Annotated in this window: 15 protein-coding genes and 4 tRNA genes; 17 read left to right on the forward strand and 2 right to left on the reverse strand. The window is 64.2% G+C overall.

Annotation, left to right across the window (positions count from 1 at the left end; translation table 11 throughout):
* Positions 1-5: 5 nt before the first annotated feature.
* Together ABNK63_RS04675 and ABNK63_RS04680 are read right to left on the reverse strand one after the other, a co-directional pair.
* Positions 6-395 (reverse strand): STAS domain-containing protein, encoded by a 390-nt coding sequence (locus tag ABNK63_RS04675; protein ID WP_007806868.1) that lies wholly within the window; start codon positions 393-395, stop codon positions 6-8.
* Positions 392-2,707, reverse strand: a complete 2,316-nt coding sequence (locus ABNK63_RS04680) for a SpoIIE family protein phosphatase (protein WP_350016833.1) — start codon at positions 2,705-2,707, stop codon at positions 392-394. The genes ABNK63_RS04675 and ABNK63_RS04680 overlap by 4 nt, the downstream gene beginning before the upstream one ends.
* Before the next feature lie 146 nt (positions 2,708-2,853).
* On the opposite strand from ABNK63_RS04680, the gene ABNK63_RS04685 reads away from it, so the two are divergent.
* The 17 genes from ABNK63_RS04685 (at position 2,854) to fusA (ending at position 21,259) form a co-directional block, all read left to right on the forward strand.
* Positions 2,854-3,342, forward strand: a complete 489-nt coding sequence (locus ABNK63_RS04685) for an acyl-CoA thioesterase (RefSeq protein WP_007806863.1) — start codon at positions 2,854-2,856, stop codon at positions 3,340-3,342.
* A 93-nt stretch (positions 3,343-3,435) separates the two neighbouring features.
* Positions 3,436-3,521: transfer RNA gene (locus ABNK63_RS04690), tRNA-Tyr, on the forward strand.
* Between the two features lie 18 nt (positions 3,522-3,539).
* Positions 3,540-3,613: transfer RNA gene (locus ABNK63_RS04695), tRNA-Gly, on the forward strand.
* Between the two features lie 182 nt (positions 3,614-3,795).
* Positions 3,796-3,871, forward strand: a tRNA-Thr gene (locus ABNK63_RS04700).
* Positions 3,872-3,944: 73 nt separating this feature from the next.
* Entirely contained in the window at positions 3,945-5,135 is a 1,191-nt protein-coding gene (gene tuf / locus ABNK63_RS04705; protein ID WP_350016834.1) for an elongation factor Tu, read from the forward strand.
* A 104-nt stretch (positions 5,136-5,239) separates the two neighbouring features.
* Positions 5,240-5,315, forward strand: a tRNA-Trp gene (locus ABNK63_RS04710).
* A gap of 54 nt (positions 5,316-5,369) precedes the next feature.
* Positions 5,370-5,786 (forward strand): preprotein translocase subunit SecE, encoded by a 417-nt coding sequence (gene secE, locus ABNK63_RS04715; RefSeq protein ID WP_238530972.1) that lies wholly within the window; start codon positions 5,370-5,372, stop codon positions 5,784-5,786.
* Between the two features lie 13 nt (positions 5,787-5,799).
* Positions 5,800-6,360, forward strand: coding sequence for a transcription termination/antitermination protein NusG (gene nusG, locus ABNK63_RS04720; protein WP_007810205.1), 561 nt, complete (start codon positions 5,800-5,802; stop codon positions 6,358-6,360).
* 310 nt (positions 6,361-6,670) lie between these two features.
* Positions 6,671-7,099 carry a 50S ribosomal protein L11 gene (rplK, locus tag ABNK63_RS04725; RefSeq protein WP_007810203.1) on the forward strand — a complete coding sequence of 143 codons (429 nt, stop codon included), beginning with the start codon at positions 6,671-6,673 and terminating at the stop codon, positions 7,097-7,099.
* Positions 7,100-7,102: 3 nt separating this feature from the next.
* Entirely contained in the window at positions 7,103-7,810 is a 708-nt protein-coding gene (gene rplA, locus ABNK63_RS04730; protein WP_007810201.1) for a 50S ribosomal protein L1, read from the forward strand.
* Positions 7,811-8,159: 349 nt separating this feature from the next.
* On the forward strand, positions 8,160-8,693 hold the full coding sequence (rplJ, locus tag ABNK63_RS04735) for a 50S ribosomal protein L10 (protein ID WP_007810200.1): 534 nt from the start codon (positions 8,160-8,162) through the stop codon (positions 8,691-8,693).
* A 44-nt stretch (positions 8,694-8,737) separates the two neighbouring features.
* On the forward strand, positions 8,738-9,106 hold the full coding sequence (gene rplL / locus ABNK63_RS04740) for a 50S ribosomal protein L7/L12 (protein ID WP_007810198.1): 369 nt from the start codon (positions 8,738-8,740) through the stop codon (positions 9,104-9,106).
* A gap of 259 nt (positions 9,107-9,365) precedes the next feature.
* Positions 9,366-13,529 carry a DNA-directed RNA polymerase subunit beta gene (gene rpoB / locus ABNK63_RS04745; RefSeq protein WP_193385092.1) on the forward strand — a complete coding sequence of 1,388 codons (4,164 nt, stop codon included), beginning with the start codon at positions 9,366-9,368 and terminating at the stop codon, positions 13,527-13,529.
* A gap of 130 nt (positions 13,530-13,659) precedes the next feature.
* Positions 13,660-17,874, forward strand: a complete 4,215-nt coding sequence (gene rpoC, locus ABNK63_RS04750; RefSeq protein ID WP_007810193.1) for a DNA-directed RNA polymerase subunit beta' — start codon at positions 13,660-13,662, stop codon at positions 17,872-17,874.
* 177 nt (positions 17,875-18,051) lie between these two features.
* Positions 18,052-18,426, forward strand: a complete 375-nt coding sequence (rpsL, locus tag ABNK63_RS04755) for a 30S ribosomal protein S12 (RefSeq protein WP_007810190.1) — start codon at positions 18,052-18,054, stop codon at positions 18,424-18,426.
* A gap of 69 nt (positions 18,427-18,495) precedes the next feature.
* Positions 18,496-18,963 (forward strand): 30S ribosomal protein S7, encoded by a 468-nt coding sequence (gene rpsG, locus ABNK63_RS04760; RefSeq protein WP_007514548.1) that lies wholly within the window; start codon positions 18,496-18,498, stop codon positions 18,961-18,963.
* A gap of 166 nt (positions 18,964-19,129) precedes the next feature.
* On the forward strand, positions 19,130-21,259 hold the full coding sequence (fusA, locus tag ABNK63_RS04765) for an elongation factor G (protein WP_007810188.1): 2,130 nt from the start codon (positions 19,130-19,132) through the stop codon (positions 21,257-21,259).
* Positions 21,260-21,362: the final 103 nt, after the last annotated feature.

Consider the following 21,362-nt stretch of genomic DNA (forward strand, 5'->3'; position numbering starts at 1 on the left):
ATCGGTCAGGCCTCGTCGTCGCCTTCGGTGATCTGCCGCTGCATGCGGTCCAGATAGGCGTCGAGCTCCTGCGTGCTGGTGAACACCTCGTTCACCGGCACCGCCTTGACGATGTCGAACACCTTGCGCACCTGCGGCTGCGGATTCAGCAGCAGGGTGTGGCCGCCGTGGGCGCGCATCGTCTTGCGGACCTTGGCGAAGCTGCGCAAGCCGGCGCTGCTGATGTAGGTGAGCCCGGTCAGGTCGATTACCACGGTGCCGCCGTCCGGCAGCTGCGGGAGCAGGGCGAGCATGGCCTCGTCGAGTTCGCCGAAGGTCATCGCGTCGAGGCGGCCGCCGACGTGCACGACGGCGCGATCGGGGGCGGAAAATTCACTGTGCAGGCTGAGCGTCATGGCGAAGATCCATCCTGGGTCGGGTAGGCGAAGCGAAGCAGCAGGTGGTTGCCTTGTGCGTCCCGTGTATAGCGCATTTCGTCGGTCATGGTGCGCGCGAGATGGATGCCGAGGCCGCCCACCCGCTCGCGATCGGCCAGGTCACCGGTGAGGACGGGATCGGCGGACTGCAACGGGTCGAAGGCCACGCCGTCATCGATCAGCTCGACCGCGACGGCGTCCGCCAGAGGCTGCAGCCGCAGGCGGATCTGGCCGGTCTGGCCATCGGGATAGCCGTATTCGACCGTGTTGACCATCAGCTCCTCCAGCACCAGGCGCATGTCGCCGCACAACGCAACCGGGGTGCCGGCATCCTGCAGCAACTGCTCGCAGCGGTCGAGTGCGGCGAAGACATCCGGCAATCGGTTGTCGAGCGTCATCTCGGTGGTCTTGAGCACCGAGCCGTGCCAGCTCAGTGCCAGCAGGGTGATGTCGTCAGCCTGCGGGGCATCGGCCACGAACCGATCCACGTCGCCCAGCAGGCGCTCGATGTAGGCGGCCGTGGCCGCCGTCGGCGGGACTTGCGCGAGACTCTCCACGGTGCGTTCGATGCCGTACATCCGCTCGTCGTGGTCGCTGGCTTCGGTGATGCCGTCGGTATACATCAGCAGCGTTTCGCCCCGGCCCAGGCGCAGGACATGTTCCGGGTAATCCGAATCCTCGTACAGGCCGAGCACGGCGCCGGTGGGGAACTCCAGCACCAGTGGCGCGCCGCGGCCACACAGGATCGGTGGCTCGTGGCCGGCGCTGGCCAGCACCAGGTTGCCACTGCCGGTGTTCAGCAGGCCGCACAGCAGGGTGACGAACATGCAGCTGTCGTTGCCGCGGCACAGTTCGAGGTTGAGCAGCCGCAGCAGGTTCTGCGGCGTCTGGGCGCGTGGCGCCAGCGCCTTGGCCAGGGTGATGGTCTGCGCCATGAACAGGGCGGCCGGGATGCCCTTGTCCGAGACGTCGCCGACCATCACGAAAAAGCGCTGCGGGTCGAGCATGAAATAGCTGTACAGATCGCCGCCAACCGCTCGCGCGGGATGCAGCGCGGCGTGCAGTTCGAATTGCGCGCAGACGGCATCCAGGTAGTGCGCATTCGGCAGCAGGCCGAGCTGGATCTGGTGGGCGATCTCCAGCTCGCTGGCCAGTCGCTGTTTTTCGCGCGCGACCCTGGCCAGATCCTCCAGGTGCAGGGCCAGTTCGCGACGCATCTGGTCGAAGGATTCGGTGAGACGACCCACTTCGTCGGGGCGGCGGGCCGCCGGCAGCTCGAAGTCGAGCTCGCCCCGGGCGACGTGCTCGGCACGGTCGGCCAGCACGCCGAGTGGCGCCATCGTGCGGCGGATCGTCAGCAGCGTGATCAGCGCCACGCCGAGCATGGCCAGCAGGCCCAGGGCGAGGCTCAACAGGAAAATGTGCCGCACGCTGGCGTAGATCTGGTACTCCGGCACCACCAGGCCGAGCCGCCAGCGGGTGCCCTGGATCGGGGCGGAGTAAACCCAGACGGGCCCCCGGGCCCGCGGATTCTGCGCCACCGGCAGGCGCATGGACTCGGCGTGGTCGCTGGCCAGCGCGTCAAGCAGGGCGGTGCCGCCACGCTGGCCGACCAGTTCCGGATTGTCGTGCGCCAGGTAATTGCCGTCGCTGTCCAGCACGAAGGTATAGGCGCCGGGCGGCTTGTCCAGGCTGCCGAGAATCCGGTGCAGCCAGTTGAGCGTGACATCGGCGTTGATGATGCCGATCGGGTGCCCGTTGCGTTCGATCGTGGTGGAGTAGTTGACCAGCTGGCGGTGCCGCGACTGCGAAAAGAACGGTCGCTGCCAGCAGCCGCCGGTACAGCCCAGGCCACCGAGAAACCAGTTGTTGTTCCAGTAGGGATTGGCGTCCTGCGACAGGTCGCGGCTGCTCAGCGCGCCATTGTCCAGGCGGTTCACGAAGGGCGAATGCGGCCGCGGGGCGGCGGGATCGAGGGGCGGCCTGAACACGGCGGCCAGACCGTCGATGTCGAGGTTGGCGGCGAGGGTGTCCCGCAACAGGGGTTCGGCATCGTCCTGGCGGCTGGCGATGATCGCGGCAAGCATTTGCGCCGAGACGGCGACGCGATCGACGCGAGCCTGGATCTGGCTGCCCGCGTTGGCCGCCAGGGCGGCGGCCTCGTGATGGGTGTGTTGCAGGATCTGCGCCCGGGTCAGGGCGAGCAGCAGGCCGCCGATGGCGCCGAGCACGAGGGTGGAGCCGACCAGAACCCACCATGCCGTCCGCGATGCGATGCTGCGCAAGACCATTGGTGTTCCCCCGGTTTCCCTGCGCTGCATCTAGCCATGAAGCGAAGCCGGCCGCAAGCCGACGGAGCGGTGTCGACCGGGGCGGGCGCGGCTGCGCGGTCAGGGCATAATTGCCGCCACGGACTAAGCCACGAGATGCCAGCCCCATGCCCGGACAACAGCACGAAGTGACCTTCCGCTTCCTCGCCCAGCCCACCGATGTCAATTTCGGCGGCAAGGTGCATGGCGGCATGGCGATGAAGTGGATTGATCAGGCCGGCTACGCCTGTGCGGTGGCTTGGAGTGGCGCCTATTGCGTCACCGTCTCGGTCAGCGGCATCCAGTTCGTGGCGCCGATCCTGATCGGCGACCTGGTGACCGTGCGGGCGCGCCTGATCCACACCGGCACGTCGAGCATGCATCTCGCCGTGGACGTGCTGGCCAGCGACCTGCGCAAGGACGAACGGCGGTTGGCCACCAGCTGCGTGATGGTCTTCGTGGCGCTGGACAGTCCGGATGGCAAGCCCACCCCGGTGCCGCACTGGGAGCCGCGCGACGATGCCGAGCGAAGGCTGCAGGCACAGGCCAGGCGGCTGCTCGAGGCGTCGAAGGACATGGAGCAGCTGGTTCGCCTCAACGCCACTTCGCCGGACTGAACGCGGCGGCAGAAAAACGTCGTCGCAGGTGAAATTCACGTCTGCAGGTGTTGACAGTTCGAGGCTCGATCCACACAATACGCGTTCTTTGTTGGAGGGATACCCAAGCGGCCAACGGGGGCAGACTGTAAATCTGCTGGCTTACGCCTTCGGTGGTTCGAATCCACCTCCCTCCACCAGCAAGAGTTCCGCGCCAGGCGGGAGTAGTTCAATGGTAGAACATCAGTTTTCCAAACTGATTACGCGGGTTCGATTCCCGCCTTCCGCTCCATTGCTCTGCAAGTGTCGGGTGCTGTTGATCGAGGCGACAACTGCGCAGATCGACGCGTTTTTGAGTGGCCCGGCAGGACGCCGGTCTGAAGCCGCCGTCCGGGAAGATGGCTGAAGTTATGAAGAGTCCGGCAGGACGCCGGTCTGAAGTCACCATCAGGGAAGATGGATGAAATACACCACGCTCATGTAGCTCAGTCGGTAGAGCACTTCCTTGGTAAGGAAGAGGTCACAGGTTCGATTCCTGTTATGAGCACCAATTCAGGCCGGTCCGGCCAGCCCCGAAGGGGCAGTTTTCTTCAATTCATCGACTCCATCGGGGTGTAGCGCGCATGGCAAAGGGTAAATTCGAACGCACCAAGCCGCACGTCAACGTCGGCACGATTGGTCACGTGGACCACGGCAAGACGACGCTGACGGCCGCACTGACGAAGGTCGGGGCGGAACGTTTCGGTGGCGAGTTCAAGGACTACAGCGCGATCGACGCGGCGCCGGAAGAGAAGGCGCGCGGCATCACGATCTCGACCGCCCACGTGGAATACGAGTCGCCGCTGCGCCACTACGCGCACGTGGATTGCCCGGGCCATGCCGACTACGTGAAGAACATGATCACCGGTGCGGCGCAGATGGACGGCGCGATCCTGGTGTGCTCGGCCGCTGACGGCCCGATGCCGCAGACGCGCGAACACATCCTGCTGTCGCGCCAGGTGGGCGTGCCGTACATCGTGGTCTACCTGAACAAGGCGGACATGGTGGACGACGCCGAGCTGCTCGAGCTGGTCGAGATGGAAGTGCGCGAACTGCTGTCGAAGTACGAGTTCCCGGGCGACGACACCCCGATGATCCACGGTTCGGCCAAGCTGGCGCTGGAAGGCGACCAGAGCGACATCGGCGTGCCGTCGATCATCAAGCTGGTGGACGCGCTGGACAGCTACATCCCGGAGCCGGTGCGCACGATCGACAAGCCGTTCCTGATGCCGGTGGAAGACGTGTTCTCGATCTCGGGCCGCGGCACCGTGGTGACCGGTCGTATCGAGCGCGGCATCATCAAGGTGGGCGACGAAATCGAAGTGGTCGGCATCCGCGACACGCAGAAGACGACCGTCACCGGCGTGGAGATGTTCCGCAAGCTGCTGGACCAGGGTCAGGCGGGCGACAACGCCGGTCTGCTGCTGCGCGGCCTGAAGCGTGACGACGTGGAGCGCGGCCAGGTGCTTGCCAAGCCGGGCACGATCACCCCGCACACCGACTTCGAGGCCGAGGTCTACGTGCTGTCGAAGGACGAGGGTGGCCGTCATACGCCGTTCTTCAAGGGTTACCGTCCGCAGTTCTACTTCCGCACGACCGACGTGACCGGTGCCGTGACCCTGCCGGAAGGCGTGGAGATGGTGATGCCGGGCGACAACGTGAAGATGGTGGTGAGCCTGATCCACCCGATCGCGATGGACGAAGGCCTGCGTTTCGCCATTCGCGAAGGCGGCCGCACCGTCGGCGCCGGCGTGGTGGCCAAGGTCATCAAGTAATACATCGGGAGTAGGGAATCGGGAATCGGGAATCGCTGGAGCGAAGCACGACACGCTCCAGATCGGTTACCATTCCCGATTCTCTATTCCCTGTTTCCGTTTTTACGCCAGTAGCTCAATTGGCAGAGCAGCGGTCTCCAAAACCGCAGGTTGGGGGTTCAAGTCCCTCCTGGCGTGCCACTTCACCGAGGATCAAGACGGATGGTGGTGGCAGGGTCGGCCGCAAGGCACGGCATGCCGCTGACACCCGGTCACCAGTGCATGAATACCAAGGTTGAACAGCCCAAGGGCACGAACGCCGCCGACATCGGCAAGCTGGTACTGGCGGTGCTGGTGCTGGCTGCCGGTATCTTTGCCTATTCCTGGCTTGGTCGGGACGGCAGCATTTCCTCGTCGGTGCGCCTGCTTGGCGTGCTCGCTGCGCTGGTCGTGGCGATGGCGATCGCGGCTTTTACCGCTCTGGGGCGGCGGGTTCGGAACTTCATTGCCGAATCGCAGTTCGAGATGCGCAAGGTCGTTTGGCCGACCCGCGACGAGACGATCAAGACGACGGGCATCATCATCGTGGTGGTAGTCGTCCTGTCGCTGCTGCTCGGTCTGATCGACCTGATCCTGAAGTCGGTCATTCTGGACTGGCTGCTGAAGCTGTAAGCCTGAGGTGAGCATGAGCAAGCGCTGGTATGTGGTACACGCCTATTCGGGCTTCGAAAATCAGGTGAAGCGGTCGCTCGAGGAGCGCATCAAGCGCGCCGAGATGGAAGAGCGGTTCGGTGAGGTGCTGGTGCCGACCGAGGAAGTGATCGAGATGCGTGGCGGCCAGAAGCGCCGCAGCGATCGCAAGTTCTTTCCCGGCTACGTGCTGGTCCAGATCGAGACGAACACCGAGGGCAAGTCGCCGCGCATCGACGACGAGTGCTGGCACCTGATCAAGGAAACTCCCAAGGTGATGGGCTTCATCGGCGGCACCGCCGATCGTCCGCTGCCGATCCGGGACAGCGAGGCCGATGCCATCCTCAGTCGGGTGCGTGAAGGCGTCGAGAAGCCCAGGCCCAAGGTGCTGTTCGAGCCGGGCGAGATGGTGCGTGTCACCGAAGGCCCGTTCAACGATTTCAACGGCGTTGTCGAGGAAGTCAACTACGAGAAGAGTCGCCTGCGCGTCGCGGTGCTGATCTTCGGTCGCTCGACCCCCGTAGAACTGGAATTCGGTCAGGTCGAGAAAGCCTGAGTCCGGGCGAAGTCCGATGGGGCGACTCCCGCGCGGCACCTTCGCCTTCTCCCCCGCTTGCGGGGGAGAGTTGGAGAGGGGGGACCCCCGCCTGACCAGATCCACCCGTTCTTGATTCACGCCCTGATGCCCCCGCTGGCACGGGGCTTGCTGATGATTCGCTAAATCTCTATACTGCGCGGTTCACGCGGGGTCTTTTTGGCCCGGCGTGTCCGCGTTTTCGGATCCGCAAGAGGCGGATCTTCCTTCCATCCACGGATCGGTGAACAGCGAGGAGCCGCAAGGCGCCTGGACTCGCGAGGAAAATCCCATGGCAAAGAAAGTTGTCGGTTACATCAAGCTGCAGGTCAAGGCCGGTCAGGCCAACCCTTCGCCGCCGGTCGGTCCCGCTCTCGGTCAGCGCGGCCTGAACATCATGGAATTCTGCAAGGCCTTCAATGCCGCCACGCAGAAGCTGGAGCCGGGTCTGCCGATTCCGTGCATCATCACGGCGTATTCCGACCGCAGTTTCACCTTCATCACCAAGACCCCGCCGGCCACGATTCTTCTGAAGAAGATCACCAGCACCGCGAAGGGTTCGTCCAAGCCGAACACCGACAAGGTGGGCAAGGTCACCCGCAAGCAGCTGGAAGACGTGGCAAAGCAGAAGGAGCCGGATCTGACGGCTGCCGATCTCGACGCCGCGGTGCGCACCATTGCCGGTAGCGCCCGCAGCATGGGCCTTGTGGTGGAGGGTTAAGACATGGCAAAGCTCACGAAGCGCATGAAGGCGGCCAAGGCCGCGGTGCAGCCGGGCAAGTTCTACGGCCTGGAAGAAGCACTGAAGATCATCAAGGACAACGCCAAGGCGAAGTTCGCCGAGTCGGTGGACGTGGCCGTACGCCTGGGCATCGACGCGAAGAAGTCGGACCAGGGCGTGCGTGGTTCCTCGCTGCTGCCGCATGGCACCGGCAAGACCGTCAAGGTTGCCGTGTTCTGCCCGCCGGGCGAGAAGGCCGAGGCCGCCAAGGCCGCCGGTGCCGACGCCGTCGGCATGGACGACCTGGCCGAGCGCATGCAGGCCGGTGATCTCGACTTCGGTCGCGTGATCGCCACGCCGGACGCGATGCGCGTGGTCGGCAAGCTGGGCCAGTTGCTCGGCCCGCGCGGCCTGATGCCGAACCCGAAGGACGGCTCGGTCACTGCCGACGTCGCCACCGCGGTGACCAATGCCAAGGCCGGCCAGGTGAAGTTCCGCAACGACAAGGCGGGCATCATCCACGCCACCATCGGCAAGGCCAGCTTCGATCCGGCACAGCTGGCGGAGAATCTGAACACGCTGATCGGCGACGTGGTCAAGGCCAAGCCGTCCACCGCCAAGGGCGTGTTCCTGCAGAAAGTGGCCTTGTCCAGCACGATGGGCGTCGGCGTTGCCGTCGATACCTCGTCGCTGACCCTGTCCGCCAAGTAAGACTCAAGTCCCGCGGCGCCCGATTCGGGCGGCGCGGGCAGTTTTTGAGGGCAGTTCCGGCCTGCTGCATGGGGCGGGACCGCTGTCAAAGACCGCAGGCGCAACCAGCGCGCGACGACGACGGGCAGGGAGCTCGGTGACGGCAGGGAATCGCCGGCGTCGCCAACGGGGTTGCTTAATCGGGTTCTTGCGAATCCGGCCTGCGCAGATGGTGCTGCCCCTTCTGGAATCGTTCGACTTCTGGAAAGGCCAACACCCGGGACACCGCAATGTCCCCGACGTCACGGATGGCGTCGCCCAGGACCGCAAGCGGCAGGAGCCGTGAGCGGAGTTCATTTGGAGGAGTGCAATGGCTCTCAATCTGTCACAGAAGAAAGAAGTAGTCGCCGAACTGGCAGACGTTGCTTCGAAGGCTCACTCCCTGGTCGCTGCCGAGTATGCGGGCACCACGGTCGCTCAGATGACCGCGATGCGCAAGAAGGCCCGCGAATCCGGTGTGTACTTGCGAGTTGTCAAGAACACGCTGGCGTCGCGCGCCGTGGCCGGTACCGAATTCGAGGTCGTCAAGGACGTCCTGGTCGGTCCGCTGCTGTACGCATTCTCGACCGAAGAACCCGGCGCTGCCGGGCGTCTGATCCAGGAATTTGCCAAGGGCAACGACAAGCTGAAGGCGAAGCTCGTCTCGGTGGAAGGCAAGCTGCTGCCGGCGTCGCACGTCGACGTGCTGGCTGCGTTGCCGACCCGCGAACAGGCGCTGGCCATGCTGGCCCGCGTGCTGGCCGAACCGGCCACCATGTTCGCGCGCGTCGTCAAGGCCGTCGCCGATCAGCAGGGTGGTGGCGAAGTCGCCGCCGAAGCCCCGGCTGAAGCCGAACCCGCCTAAGTTCATCGTCTATCAATCCGAATCTATTTCCAGAGGTAAATGCAATGTCCCTGACCAACGAACAGATCGTTGAAGCCGTCGCCGCCAAGTCGCTGATGGAAGTGATGGACCTGGTGAAGGCCATCGAAGAGAAGTTTGGCGTCACCGCCGCTGCCCCGGTTGCCGTGGCCGGCCCGGCTGCTGCTGCTCCGGTTGCCGAAGCGCAGACCGAGTTCGACGTGATCCTGAAGAACGCCGGCGCCAAGAAGGTCGACGTGATCAAGGCTGTCCGCGCGATCACCGGCCTGGGCCTGAAGGAAGCCAAGGACCTCACCGAGGCCGGCGGCGTCCTGAAGGAAGCCGTGTCCAAGGAAGACGCCGAGAAGTTCAAGAAGGACCTCGAAGCTGCCGGCGCCACCGTCGAATTGAAGTAATCGGCGTTTGTACGCCGCTGCTTCGACTTGATGTCAAAGCAAGCCTGGGAGCGAAAGCTCCCGGGCTTTGCCCGTTTGAACGGGAATGGGGAATGGAGAATCGGGAATTGTCGAAGAAGGCGCGCTCCGCTTTGACGATTCCCGATTCTCGATTCCCAAATCCCGACCCCGGATGGCCTTGGCCATCCGGCAAAGACCAGATTTTTTCATTCAGCCGGTGTGTGCACCACCGGCGTCACTGCGAACCGAGGCGCTACCGATCATGGCCTACTCGTTTACCGAGAAGAAACGCATCCGCAAGGACTTTGGCAAGCGTCCGCCCGTACTGGGCGTGCCAAACCTGCTGACCATCCAGACTGATTCCTATCGGGAGTTCCTGCAGGAGCATGTTGCGCCGAAGCAGCGTGGCGAGAAGGGTCTGCATGCCGCGTTGAAGTCGGTGTTCCCGATTTCCAGCTATTCGGGCAATGCCGCACTCGAGTATGTCGACTACCGCCTCGGCGAGCCGGCGTTCGACGAGCGCGAGTGCCGCAACCGCGGCATGACCTACGGTGCGCCGCTGCGCACCACCGTGCGCCTGGTCATCTATGACAAGGACAGCCCGGCCTCGAAGAAGGTGGTGAAGTACATCAAGGAGCAGGAGGTCTACATGGGCGAGATTCCGCTCATGACCGACACCGGCACCTTCATCATCAACGGCACCGAGCGCGTGATCGTCTCGCAGCTGCATCGTTCGCCGGGCGTGTTCTTCGACCACGACCGCGGCAAGACGCACAGCTCGGGCAAGCTGCTGTTCTCCGCCCGCGTGATCCCCTACCGTGGTTCGTGGCTGGACTTCGAGTTCGATCCGAAGGACGCGCTGTTCACCCGCATCGACCGTCGCCGCAAGCTGCCGGTGACGGTGCTGCTGCGCGCGCTCGGCTACAACAACGAAGAAATGCTCGCCACGTTCTTCGAGCACAACGTGTTCCACCTGGGCAAGAAGGGCGGCACCACGCTGGAGCTGGTTGCCGAGCGCCTGCGCGGCGAGACGCTCTCCTTCGATCTGGCGATCGGCGGCAAGGTGCTGGTGGAAGCCGGCAAGCGCATCACCGCGCGTCACGTGCGTCAGCTGGCCGCGGAAAACATCACCGCGCTGGAAGTGCCGGATGACTACCCGGTCGGCCGCATCGTGGCCACCGACATCGTCGACAGCAAGACCGGCGAACTGCTGGCCTCGGCCAACGACGAGATCACTGCCGAGCAGATGGAGGCGTTCCGCAAGGCCGGCATCGAGACCGTGCCGACGCTGTACGTCAACGACCTGGACCGCGGCGCCTACATCTCGCACACCCTGCGCATCGACAACACCAAGACGCCGCTGGAGGCGCTGGTGGAAATCTACCGCATGATGCGTCCGGGCGAGCCGCCGACCAAGGATGCCGCGCAGAACCTGTTCTTCAACCTGTTCTTCACCTTCGATCGCTACGACCTGTCGGCCGTGGGCCGGATGAAGTTCAACCGTCGCGTCGGCCGCAAGGACATCCTCGGCCCGGGCGTGCTGTACGACCACAAGTACTTCAGCGAGCGCAAGGAAGACGAGTCGCAGCGCCTGGTCGCCGAGCAGGGCGAGAGTTCCGACATCCTCGACGTGCTGAAGGTGCTGATCGACATCAAGAACGGTCATGGCACCGTCGACGACATCGACCACCTGGGCAACCGCCGCGTGCGTTCGGTCGGCGAAATGGCCGAGAACACCTTCCGCATCGGCCTTGTCCGTGTGGAGCGTGCGGTGCGCGAGCGCCTGTCGCTGGCCGAGGCCGATGGCCTGACCCCGCAGGACCTGATCAACGCCAAGCCGGTGGCGGCCGCGGTGAAGGAGTTCTTCGGCTCCTCGCAGCTGTCCCAGTTCATGGACCAGAACAACCCGCTGTCGGAAGTCACCCACAAGCGCCGCGTGTCGGCCCTTGGACCGGGCGGCCTGACCCGCGAACGCGCCGGCTTCGAAGTGCGCGACGTGCATCCGACCCATTACGGCCGCGTCTGCACCATCGAAACGCCGGAAGGCCCGAACATCGGCCTGATCAACTCGCTGGCCGTGTACGCCCGCACCAACTCGTATGGCTTCCTAGAGACGCCGTACCGCAAGGTCGCGGGTGGCAAGGTGACCGACAAGGTCGACTACCTGTCGGCGATCGAGGAAGGCGATCACGTGATCGCCCAGGCGAACTCGCCGCTGGACAAGCACGGCGCCTTCATCGAGGACTTCGTGTCCTGCCGTTTCCGTGGCGAATCCGAGCTGCGTCCGGCCGCTGAAGTCGACTACATGGACGTCTCGCCGATGCAGACCGTGTCGGTCGCCGCGGCGCTGGTGCCGTTCCTGGAGCACGATGACGCGAACCGCGCGCTGATGGGCGCGAACATGCAGCGCCAGGCCGTGCCGACCCTGCGTTCGCAGACCCCGCTGGTGGGTACCGGCATCGAGCGCGCCGTGGCACGTGACTCGGGCGTCATCGTCTCCGCCAAGCGCGGCGGCGTGATCGACCAGGTCGATGCGGCCCGTATCGTGGTGCGCGTCAACGAGGAAGAGGTCGGCGACAACGACGCCGGCGTCGACATCTACACGCTGACCAAGTACACCCGTTCCAACCAGAACACCAACCTGAACCAGCGTCCGCTGGTGAACGTGGGTGACGTGGTGGCGAAGGGCGACACGCTGGCCGACGGTTCGTCGACCGACCTGGGCGAGCTCGCGCTCGGCCAGAACATGCTGATCGCCTTCATGCCCTGGAACGGCTACAACTTCGAAGACTCGATCCTGCTGTCCGAGCGCGTCGTGCAGGAAGACCGCTACACCTCGATCCACATCGAGGAGCTGTCGTGCATCGCGCGTGACACCAAGCTGGGCGCCGAGGAAATCACCGCCGACATCCCGAACGTGGGCGAGCAGGCGCTGGCGCGCCTGGACGAGAGCGGCATCGTGTACATCGGTGCCGAGGTCAAGGCCGGTGACATCATGGTCGGCAAGGTCACGCCGAAGGGCGAAAGCCAGCTGACCCCGGAAGAGAAGCTGCTGCGCGCGATTTTCGGCGAGAAGGCGTCCGACGTGAAGGACAGCTCGTTGCGCGTGCCGCCGGGCATGGACGGCACCGTCATCGACGTGCAGGTGTTCACCCGCGACGGCATCGAGAAGGACAAGCGCGCCCGCCAGATCGAGGAGACCGAGGTCAAGCGGATCCGCAAGGATCTGGATGACCAGTTCCGCATCCTCGAAGGCGCGATCTACAGCCGCATGCGCACCCAGTTGCTCGGCAAGTCCGCGATGAGCGGCCCGGGTGGCCTGAAGCGTGGCACCGAGATCACCGACGCCTACCTGGACGGCCTGAAGAAGGACGACTGGTTCAAGATCAACGTCAAGGACGAGGACGTCACCGAGTTCCTCGAGCGTGCGGCCGACCAGATCAAGCGCCACCGGGAAGAGTTCGACAAGCGCTTCAAGGAGAAGCAGGGCAAGATCACCCAGGGCGACGACCTCGCGCCGGGCGTGCTGAAGATGGTCAAGGTGTTCCTGGCCGTGAAGCGCCGCATCCAGCCGGGCGACAAGATGGCCGGTCGCCACGGCAACAAGGGCGTGGTGTCGAACGTGGTGCCGGTGGAAGACATGCCGTACTCCGCCGACGGCGTGCCGGTCGACATCGTGCTGAACCCGCTGGGCGTGCCGTCGCGCATGAACATCGGGCAGATTCTGGAAGTGCATCTGGGCTGGGCTGCCAAGGGCCTGGGCAAGAAGATCCAGAAGATGCTCGAGGCGCAGGAGAAGGTCGCCAAGATCCGCGAGTTCCTCGACCAGATCTACAACACCCACGTGGCCGGTGCCGTGCAGCACGTCGACCTGAAGTCGCTCACCGACAAGGAGATCTTCACGCTCGCCACCAACCTGCAGGTGGGTGTGCCGATGGCGACGCCGGTGTTCGACGGTGCCGAAGAGACCGAGATCAAGGCGATGCTGAAGCTGGCGGATCTGCCCGAGTCGGGCCAGACCACGCTGTACGACGGCCGCACCGGCGAGGCGTTCGATCGCCCGGTCACCGTGGGCTACATGCACTACCTGAAGCTCAATCACCTGGTTGACGACAAGATGCATGCGCGCTCCACCGGTCCGTACTCGCTGGTCACCCAGCAGCCGCTGGGCGGCAAGGCGCAGTTTGGTGGCCAGCGCTTCGGCGAAATGGAAGTCTGGGCGCTGGAAGCCTACGGCGCGGCTTACACCCTGCAGGAAATGCTGACGGTGAAATCCGACGACGTGCAGGGCCGCAACCAGATGTACAAGAACATCGTCGACGGCAACCACGAGATGTCCGCGGGCATGCCGGAGTCCTTCAACGTGCTGGTGAAGGAAATCCGCTCGCTCGCCATCAACATCGATCTGGAAGAGGTCAAGTGACTGGCGGGATTCGGGCATCGGGACACGGGATTTGCGAAAGCAGACCCGGCTCCCGGTCCCGGATCCGGCGAACCTGATCCTGTTCGAATCGCGGACCTCGACCCAAGACAAGCTCCGACCGGAGATTCAAATGAAAGACTTGCTCAACCTCTTCAACCAGCAGCGCGCGACGCCCGACTTCGACGCGATCAAGATCGCGCTCGCGTCGCCGGAGCTGATCCGCTCGTGGTCGTACGGCGAAGTGAAGAAGCCGGAAACCATCAACTACCGCACGTTCAAGCCCGAGCGTGACGGCCTGTTCTGCGCTGCCATCTTCGGTCCGGTGAAGGACTACGAGTGCCTGTGCGGCAAGTACAAGCGCATGAAGCATCGTGGCGTGGTCTGCGAGAAGTGCGGCACCGAAGTGACGCTGGCCAAGGTGCGCCGCGAGCGCATGGGCCACATCGAGCTGGCCAGCCCGACCGCGCACATCTGGTTCCTGAAGTCGCTGCCCTCGCGCATCGGCCTGATGCTGGACATGACCCTGCGCGACATCGAGCGCATCCTGTACTTCGAGGCCTTCGTGGTGATCGATGCAGGCATGACCGCGCTCGAGCGCGGCCAGCTGCTCAGCGAAGACCAGTACCTCGAGGCGACCGAAGAGCATGGCGACGAATTCGACGCCCGCATGGGCGCCGAGGCCGTCTTCCACCTGCTGAAGTCGCTGGACCTGCCGGGCGAGGTCATCCGCCTGAAGGAAGAGATCACCTCCACCAATTCCGAGACCAAGCTGAAGCGCCTCACCAAGCGCGTCAAGCTGATCGAGGCGTTCCTGGAATCCGGCAACAAGCCGGAGTGGATGGTGCTGACCGTGCTGCCCGTGCTGCCGCCGGACCTGCGTCCGCTGGTGCCGCTGGATGGTGGCCGTTTCGCCACCTCCGACCTGAACGACCTGTATCGCCGCGTGATCAACCGCAACAACCGCCTCAAGCGGCTGCTCGAGCTCAACGCGCCTGACATCATCGTGCGCAACGAGAAGCGCATGCTGCAGGAATCGGTCGATGCGCTGCTCGACAACGGCCGCCGCGGCCGTGCCATCACCGGCACCAACAAGCGTGCGCTGAAGTCGCTGGCCGACATGATCAAGGGCAAGCAGGGCCGCTTCCGCCAGAACCTGCTCGGCAAGCGCGTGGACTACTCCGGCCGCTCGGTGATCGTGGTCGGTCCGACCCTGCGCCTGCACCAGTGCGGTCTGCCCAAGAAGATGGCGCTTGAGCTGTTCAAGCCGTTCATCTTCGCCAAGCTGCAGGCGCGTGGCGAAGCCACCACCATCAAGGCGGCCAAGAAGCTGGTGGAGCGCGAGGAAGCGCAGGTCTGGGACATCCTCGAAGAGGTGATCCGCGAACATCCGGTCATGCTGAACCGCGCGCCGACCCTGCATCGCCTCGGCATCCAGGCGTTCGAGCCGAAGCTGATCGAAGGCAAGGCGATCCAGCTGCATCCGCTGGTGTGTACCGCGTTCAACGCCGACTTCGACGGCGACCAGATGGCCGTCCATGTGCCGCTGTCGATCGAGGCGCAGCTGGAAGCGCGCACCTTGATGATGTCGACCAACAACATCCTGTCGCCAGCCAACGGCGAGCCGATCATCGTGCCGACGCAGGACGTGGTGCTGGGTCTGTATTACCTGACCCGCGAGCTCATCAACGCCAAGGGCACCGGCATGGTGTTCTCCGGCATCGGTGAGGCACGTCGTGCATACGACAACCGCGCAGTGGAATTGCACGCCAAGGTCAAGGTGCGCATGAAGCTGGTGCACATCGCCGAAGACGGCACCCGCACGCAGCAGACCCGGATCGTCGACACGACGGTGGGTCGTGCCCTGCTGGCCGAAATCATGCCCGAGGGTCTGCCGTTCGAGCTGGCCAACACCGAGCTGACCAAGAAGAACATCTCGCGCCTGATCAACTCCAGCTACCGTCTGCTGGGCCTGAAGGACACGGTCGTGTTCGCCGATCAGCTGATGTACGCCGGCTATCGCTACGCGACCCGGTCGGGCATCTCGATCGGCATCGACGACATGCTGATCCCGGACGAGAAGAAGCCGATCCTGGAAGAAGCCGAGAAGGAAGTCGTCGAGATCCAGCAGCAGTACCAGTCGGGTCTGGTCACCGCCGGCGAGCGCTACAACAAGGTGGTCGACATCTGGTCGCGCACCAGCGAACTGGTCGCCAAGGCGATGATCGACGGCATCGGCACCGAGAAGGTGAAGGATGCCGACGGCAAGATGGTCAACCAGAAGTCGATGAACTCGCTGTACATCATGGCCGACTCCGGCGCCCGTGGCTCGGTGGCGCAGATTCGCCAGCTGGCCGGCATGCGCGGCCTGATGGCCCGTCCGGATGGCTCGATCATCGAGACCCCGATCAAGGCCAACTTCCGCGAAGGCCTGAACGTGCTGCAGTACTTCAACTCGACCCACGGCGCTCGAAAGGGCCTGGCGGATACCGCGTTGAAGACGGCGAACTCCGGTTACCTGACCCGTCGCCTGGTCGACGTGGCGCAGGACGTGGTCATCACCATGGATGACTGCGGCACCGAGGACGGCATCCTCATGCAGCCGATCGTCGAAGGCGGCGATGTGGTCGAGCCGTTGCGCGAGCGCGTGCTGGGTCGCGTGGTGGTCGAGGACGTCTACGCCCCCGGCGACGACGACCAGCCGATCGTCACCCGCGACACCCTGCTCAACGAGGCCCTGGTCGAGAAGCTCGACAAGGCCGGCGTACAGCTGATCAAGGTGCGTTCGCCGATCACCTGCGAAGCCGAGCATGGCGTGTGCAAGCTGTGCTACGGCCGCGATCTGGCCCGTGGCCATCTGGTCAACATGGGTGAAGCCGTGGGTGTGGTGGCCGCGCAGTCGATCGGCGAGCCCGGCACCCAGCTGACCATGCGTACGTTCCACATCGGCGGCGCGGCTTCGCGTGCGGCGGCGGTGGACAACGTGACGGTGAAGACCACCGGCTCGCTGAAGTACAACAACCTGAAGTCGGTGCAGCACAAGGCCGGCCACCTGGTCGCGGTGTCGCGTTCGGGCGAACTGAGCGTGATCGACGCCAGCGGTCGCGAGCGCGAGCGCTACAAGGTGCCGTACGGCGCCACCATCGCGGTCAAGGACGGTGCGGCGGTCAAGCCTGGCCAGACCGTGGCCAACTGGGACCCGCATACCCATCCGATCGTCACCGAGGTGGCCGGCGTGGTGCGCTTCATCGACTTCCTCGATGGCGTCACCGTGCAGAGCCAGACCGATGAACTCACCGGCCTGGAGTCGGCGGTGGTCACCGATCCGAAGCGCCGCGGCGCGCAGGCGAAGGACCTGCGTCCGATCGTGCGCCTGGAAGATGCCAAGGGTCGCGAGCTGAAGCTGCCGGGCACCGACATCGCCGCGCAGTACTTCCTGCCGGCCGGTGCGATCGTGTCGATCCAGAACGGTGCCGAAGTGGGCGTGGGCGACGTGGTGGCCCGTATCCCGCAGGAATCGTCGAAGACCCGCGACATCACCGGTGGTCTGCCCCGCGTGGCCGACCTGTTCGAGGCACGCAAGCCGAAGGAACCGGCGATCCTGGCCGAGCGCTCGGGCATCATCAGCTTCGGCAAGGACACCAAGGGCAAGCAGCGCCTGGTGATCAAGGACGTCGACGGCAATGAGCACGAAGAGCTGATTCCGAAGTGGCGCCAGGTCATCGTGTTCGAAGGCGAGCATGTGGAGAAGGGCGAAACCGTCGTCGACGGCGAGCCGAGCCCGCATGACATCCTGCGCCTGCTGGGCGTGGAGCCGCTGGCCTCGTACCTGGTCAAGGAAATCCAGGACGTGTACCGCCTGCAGGGCGTGAAGATCAACGACAAGCACATCGAAGCGATCATTCGCCAGATGCTGCGCAAGGTCGAGATCGTCGAGCCGGGTGACAGTCATTACCTGCGCGGCGAGCAGATCGAGCGCGTGCGGATCAATGGCGAAAACGATCGTGCCGAAAGCAAGGGCGAGCGTCCGGCGCAGTATCAGTCGATCCTGCTGGGCATCACCAAGGCCTCGCTGGCGACCGAGTCGTTCATCTCGGCGGCCTCGTTCCAGGAAACCACCCGCGTCCTCACCGAGGCGGCGGTTCGTGGCACACGCGATACCTTGCGTGGCCTGAAGGAAAATGTTATTGTCGGCCGTCTAATTCCGGCAGGTACAGGCTTGGCGTACCACGCATCGCGTCGTCGTCAGGGCGGTTTGTCCGCCTCGGATCTGGAAACTCTCTCCAGCGCCACGCCTGCAGCTTCGTTCGCCGAGGCTCCGGTCGGTAGTGAAAACGGTGTCGAGTAAGTCCCTCGGGGGCGTTGCTCGCTGACATACGAAATGAGGTGCATGGACGCACCTCGTGTTCGGGTCCAGGACGACTGAGCGTTGGCTTGCCTATGGCAAGCTGCTCATGTTAAATTCCCGCTTCTTGGCAGACCGAGCTTGATCGGGCTGCCTTTATGTTTTCAGGAACAGCTACGCATGACGACAGTCAATCAGTTGGTGCGCAAATCGCGCAGCCCCAAGACCTACAAGAGCGGGTCGCCGGCCCTGCAGAGCAGCCCGCAGCGTCGTGGTGTCTGCACCCGCGTCTACACGACCACCCCGAAAAAGCCGAACTCGGCGTTGCGCAAGGTTGCCAAGGTGCGCCTGACCAACGGTTTCGAGGTCATCAGCTACATCGGTGGCGAAGGTCACAACCTGCAGGAGCACTCGGTGGTGCTGATCCGCGGCGGTCGCGTCAAGGACCTGCCCGGTGTGCGTTACCACACGGTGCGCGGCAGCCTGGACTGCGCTGGTGTCACCAAGCGTCGTCAGTCGCGCTCGAAGTACGGCGCCAAGCGCCCGAAGAAGTAATGTCGCGCGGCCCTCGCTGGCCGCTTTACAGGCGGGCAGGAATGTCCGCGAAAATAACGGACAACAAACATGTCGCGTAAAGGTTCACATCCCGCCCGTCTGGTTCTGCCGGATCCCAAGCATGGCAGCCAGCTGATCGCCCGCTTCATCAACATGGTGATGAAGAGCGGCAAGAAGTCGGTCGCCGAGAGCATCGTCTACGGTGCCCTGCAGCACATTGGCGAAAAGAACGCCGAGCCGGTGGCTCTGGTCGAGAAGGCGCTGAACAACATCGCTCCGGCGGTCGAAGTGAAGTCCCGTCGTGTCGGCGGCGCCACCTATCAGGTGCCGGTCGAGGTGCGTCCGGGTCGCCGCATGGCGCTGGCCATGCGCTGGGTCATCGATGCGGCGCGCAAGCGCGGCGAGACCTCGATGCCGCGCAAGCTGGCTGCCGAGCTGCTGGAAGCCTCCGAGAGCCGCGGCGGCGCTGCCAAGAAGCGTGAAGAAACGCACCGCATGGCCGAGGCCAACAAGGCCTTCTCGCACTACCGCTGGTAAGTGCGTTTTCCGTGCCGCCTTCATCAGCGGCACGAGTTGGCTGATGGCTCTGTGCCTCGCCGATGGCGGCAAAAGGATCCGGCGCCCATGCCGGACTTTTCATAAAAGCTGCAGCCGGATGGCTGCGTGAATCCTGGGCAGGATCGCCCGATACAGGTAGATATCCATGGCACGTACCACTCCCCTCGCGCGCTATCGCAACTTCGGCATCATGGCGCACATCGACGCCGGCAAGACCACCACGACCGAGCGCATCCTGTTCTACACCGGTGTCAGTCACAAGATTGGCGAGGTGCACGACGGTGCGGCCACGATGGACTGGATGGAGCAGGAGCAGGAGCGTGGCATCACCATTACGTCGGCGGCAACGACGGCGTTCTGGAAGGGCATGGACGGCTCCATGGAGCAGCACCGCTTCAACATCATCGACACCCCGGGACACGTCGACTTCACCATCGAGGTGGAGCGCTCGCTGCGCGTGCTCGACGGCGCGGTGTTCGTGCTGTGTGCGGTCGGTGGCGTGCAGCCGCAGTCCGAGACGGTGTGGCGCCAGGCCAACAAGTACCGGGTGCCGCGGCTTGCGTTCGTCAACAAGATGGACCGCACCGGTGCCAACTTCGACAAGGTCGTCAGCCAGCTGAAGGCCCGCCTGGGTGCGCACCCGGTGCCGATGCAGGTGCCGATCGGCGCCGAAGACGGTTTCGAGGGCGTGGTCGACCTGCTGAAGATGAAGGCGATCATCTGGGACATGGAATCCCAGGGCATGAAGTTCGAGTACCGCGACATCCCGGCGGATCTGGTCGACGCCGCCACCGAAGCGCATGCGTTCATGGTCGAGTCGGCGGCCGAAGCCACCGAAGAGCTGATGAACAAGTACCTGGAAGGCGGCGACCTGTCCGAGGCCGAAGTCATCGCCGGTCTGCGTCAGCGCACGCTGGCCAACGAGATCATCCCGGTGTTCTGCGGTACCGCGTTCAAGAACAAGGGCGTCCAGGCGATGCTCGACGCAGTGGTGCAGCTGCTGCCGTCGCCCGCCGACCGCCCGCCGGTGGCCGGCATCGACGAGGACGACAACGAGGCCAGCCGTCCCGCGGACGACAAGGCGCCGTTCTCCGCGCTGGCATTCAAGATCATGACCGACCCGTTCGTGGGTTCGCTGACCTTCTTCCGTGTCTATTCGGGCACGTTGAACTCCGGCGATGCCGTGTACAACCCGGTCAAGAGCAAGAAGGAACGCGTGGGCCGCATCCTGCAGATGCACGCCAACGAGCGTCACGAGCTGAAGGAAGTGTGTGCTGGCGACATCGCCGCCGCGGTTGGCCTGAAGGACGTGACGACCGGTGACACGCTGTGCTCGCAGGAACACATCATCACCCTGGAGCGGATGTCGTTCCCGGAGCCGGTGATCTCGATGGCGGTCGAGCCGAAGACCAAGTCGGACCAGGAAAAGATGGGCATCGCCCTCGGCCGTCTGGCCGCGGAGGATCCGTCGTTCCGCGTGCGTACCGACGAGGAATCGGGCCAGACCATCATCTCCGGCATGGGCGAGCTGCACCTGGACATCTTGGTCGACCGCATGCGCCGCGAGTTCAACGTCGAGGCGAACGTCGGCAAGCCGCAGGTGGCCTACCGCGAAACGATCCGCCTGGCGGACGTGAAGTCGGACTACAAGCACGCCAAGCAGTCGGGCGGCAAGGGCCAGTACGGTCACGTCGTGATCGAGATGTCACCGATCAGCGAAGCGGATCGTGCAGACGAGAAGATCGCCGCGCTGATCAAGGACGACTTCCTGTTCATCAACGACATCACCGGTGGCGTGATTCCGAAGGAATTCATCCCGTCGGTCGAAAAGGGCCTGCGCGAGACGATCACCAGCGGTCCGCTGGCCGGCTTCCCGGTGGTGAATGTGAAGGCCAAGCTGGTCTTCGGTTCCTACCATGACGTCGACTCGTCGGAAATGGCGTTCAAGCTCGCTGCGTCGATGGCGTTCAAGCAGGGCTTCAACAAGGCCAGCCCGGTGCTGCTCGAGCCGATCATGAAGGTCGAGATCGTCACCCCCGAGGACTACATGGGCGACGTGATGGGCGACATCAGCAAGCGTCGCGGCATGCTCACCGGCCAGGAAGACACGCCGTCGGGCAAGACCATCAACGCCGAAGTGCCGCTGGGTGAAATGTTCGGTTACGCGACCACGATTCGTTCGCTGACGCAGGGCCGGGCTACCTTCACCATGGAATTCGATCACTACGCCGAGGCGCCGACCAACGTCGCCGAACAGGTGATGAAGAAGGCGTAAGCCGTGCGATCTTCTTGATCGCGTTAGCAGGGATCAAGGCGCGGCACCCGTGTCGTCGCCTCCAACGGCGCCCCTTCGTGGACGCATTATCAAATTCAAGTTA

Origin of the sequence: Rhodanobacter sp. IGA1.0 (assembly GCF_040208325.1) — a bacterium.
GTDB classification, from domain to species: Bacteria; Pseudomonadota; Gammaproteobacteria; order Xanthomonadales; family Rhodanobacteraceae; genus Rhodanobacter; species Rhodanobacter spathiphylli.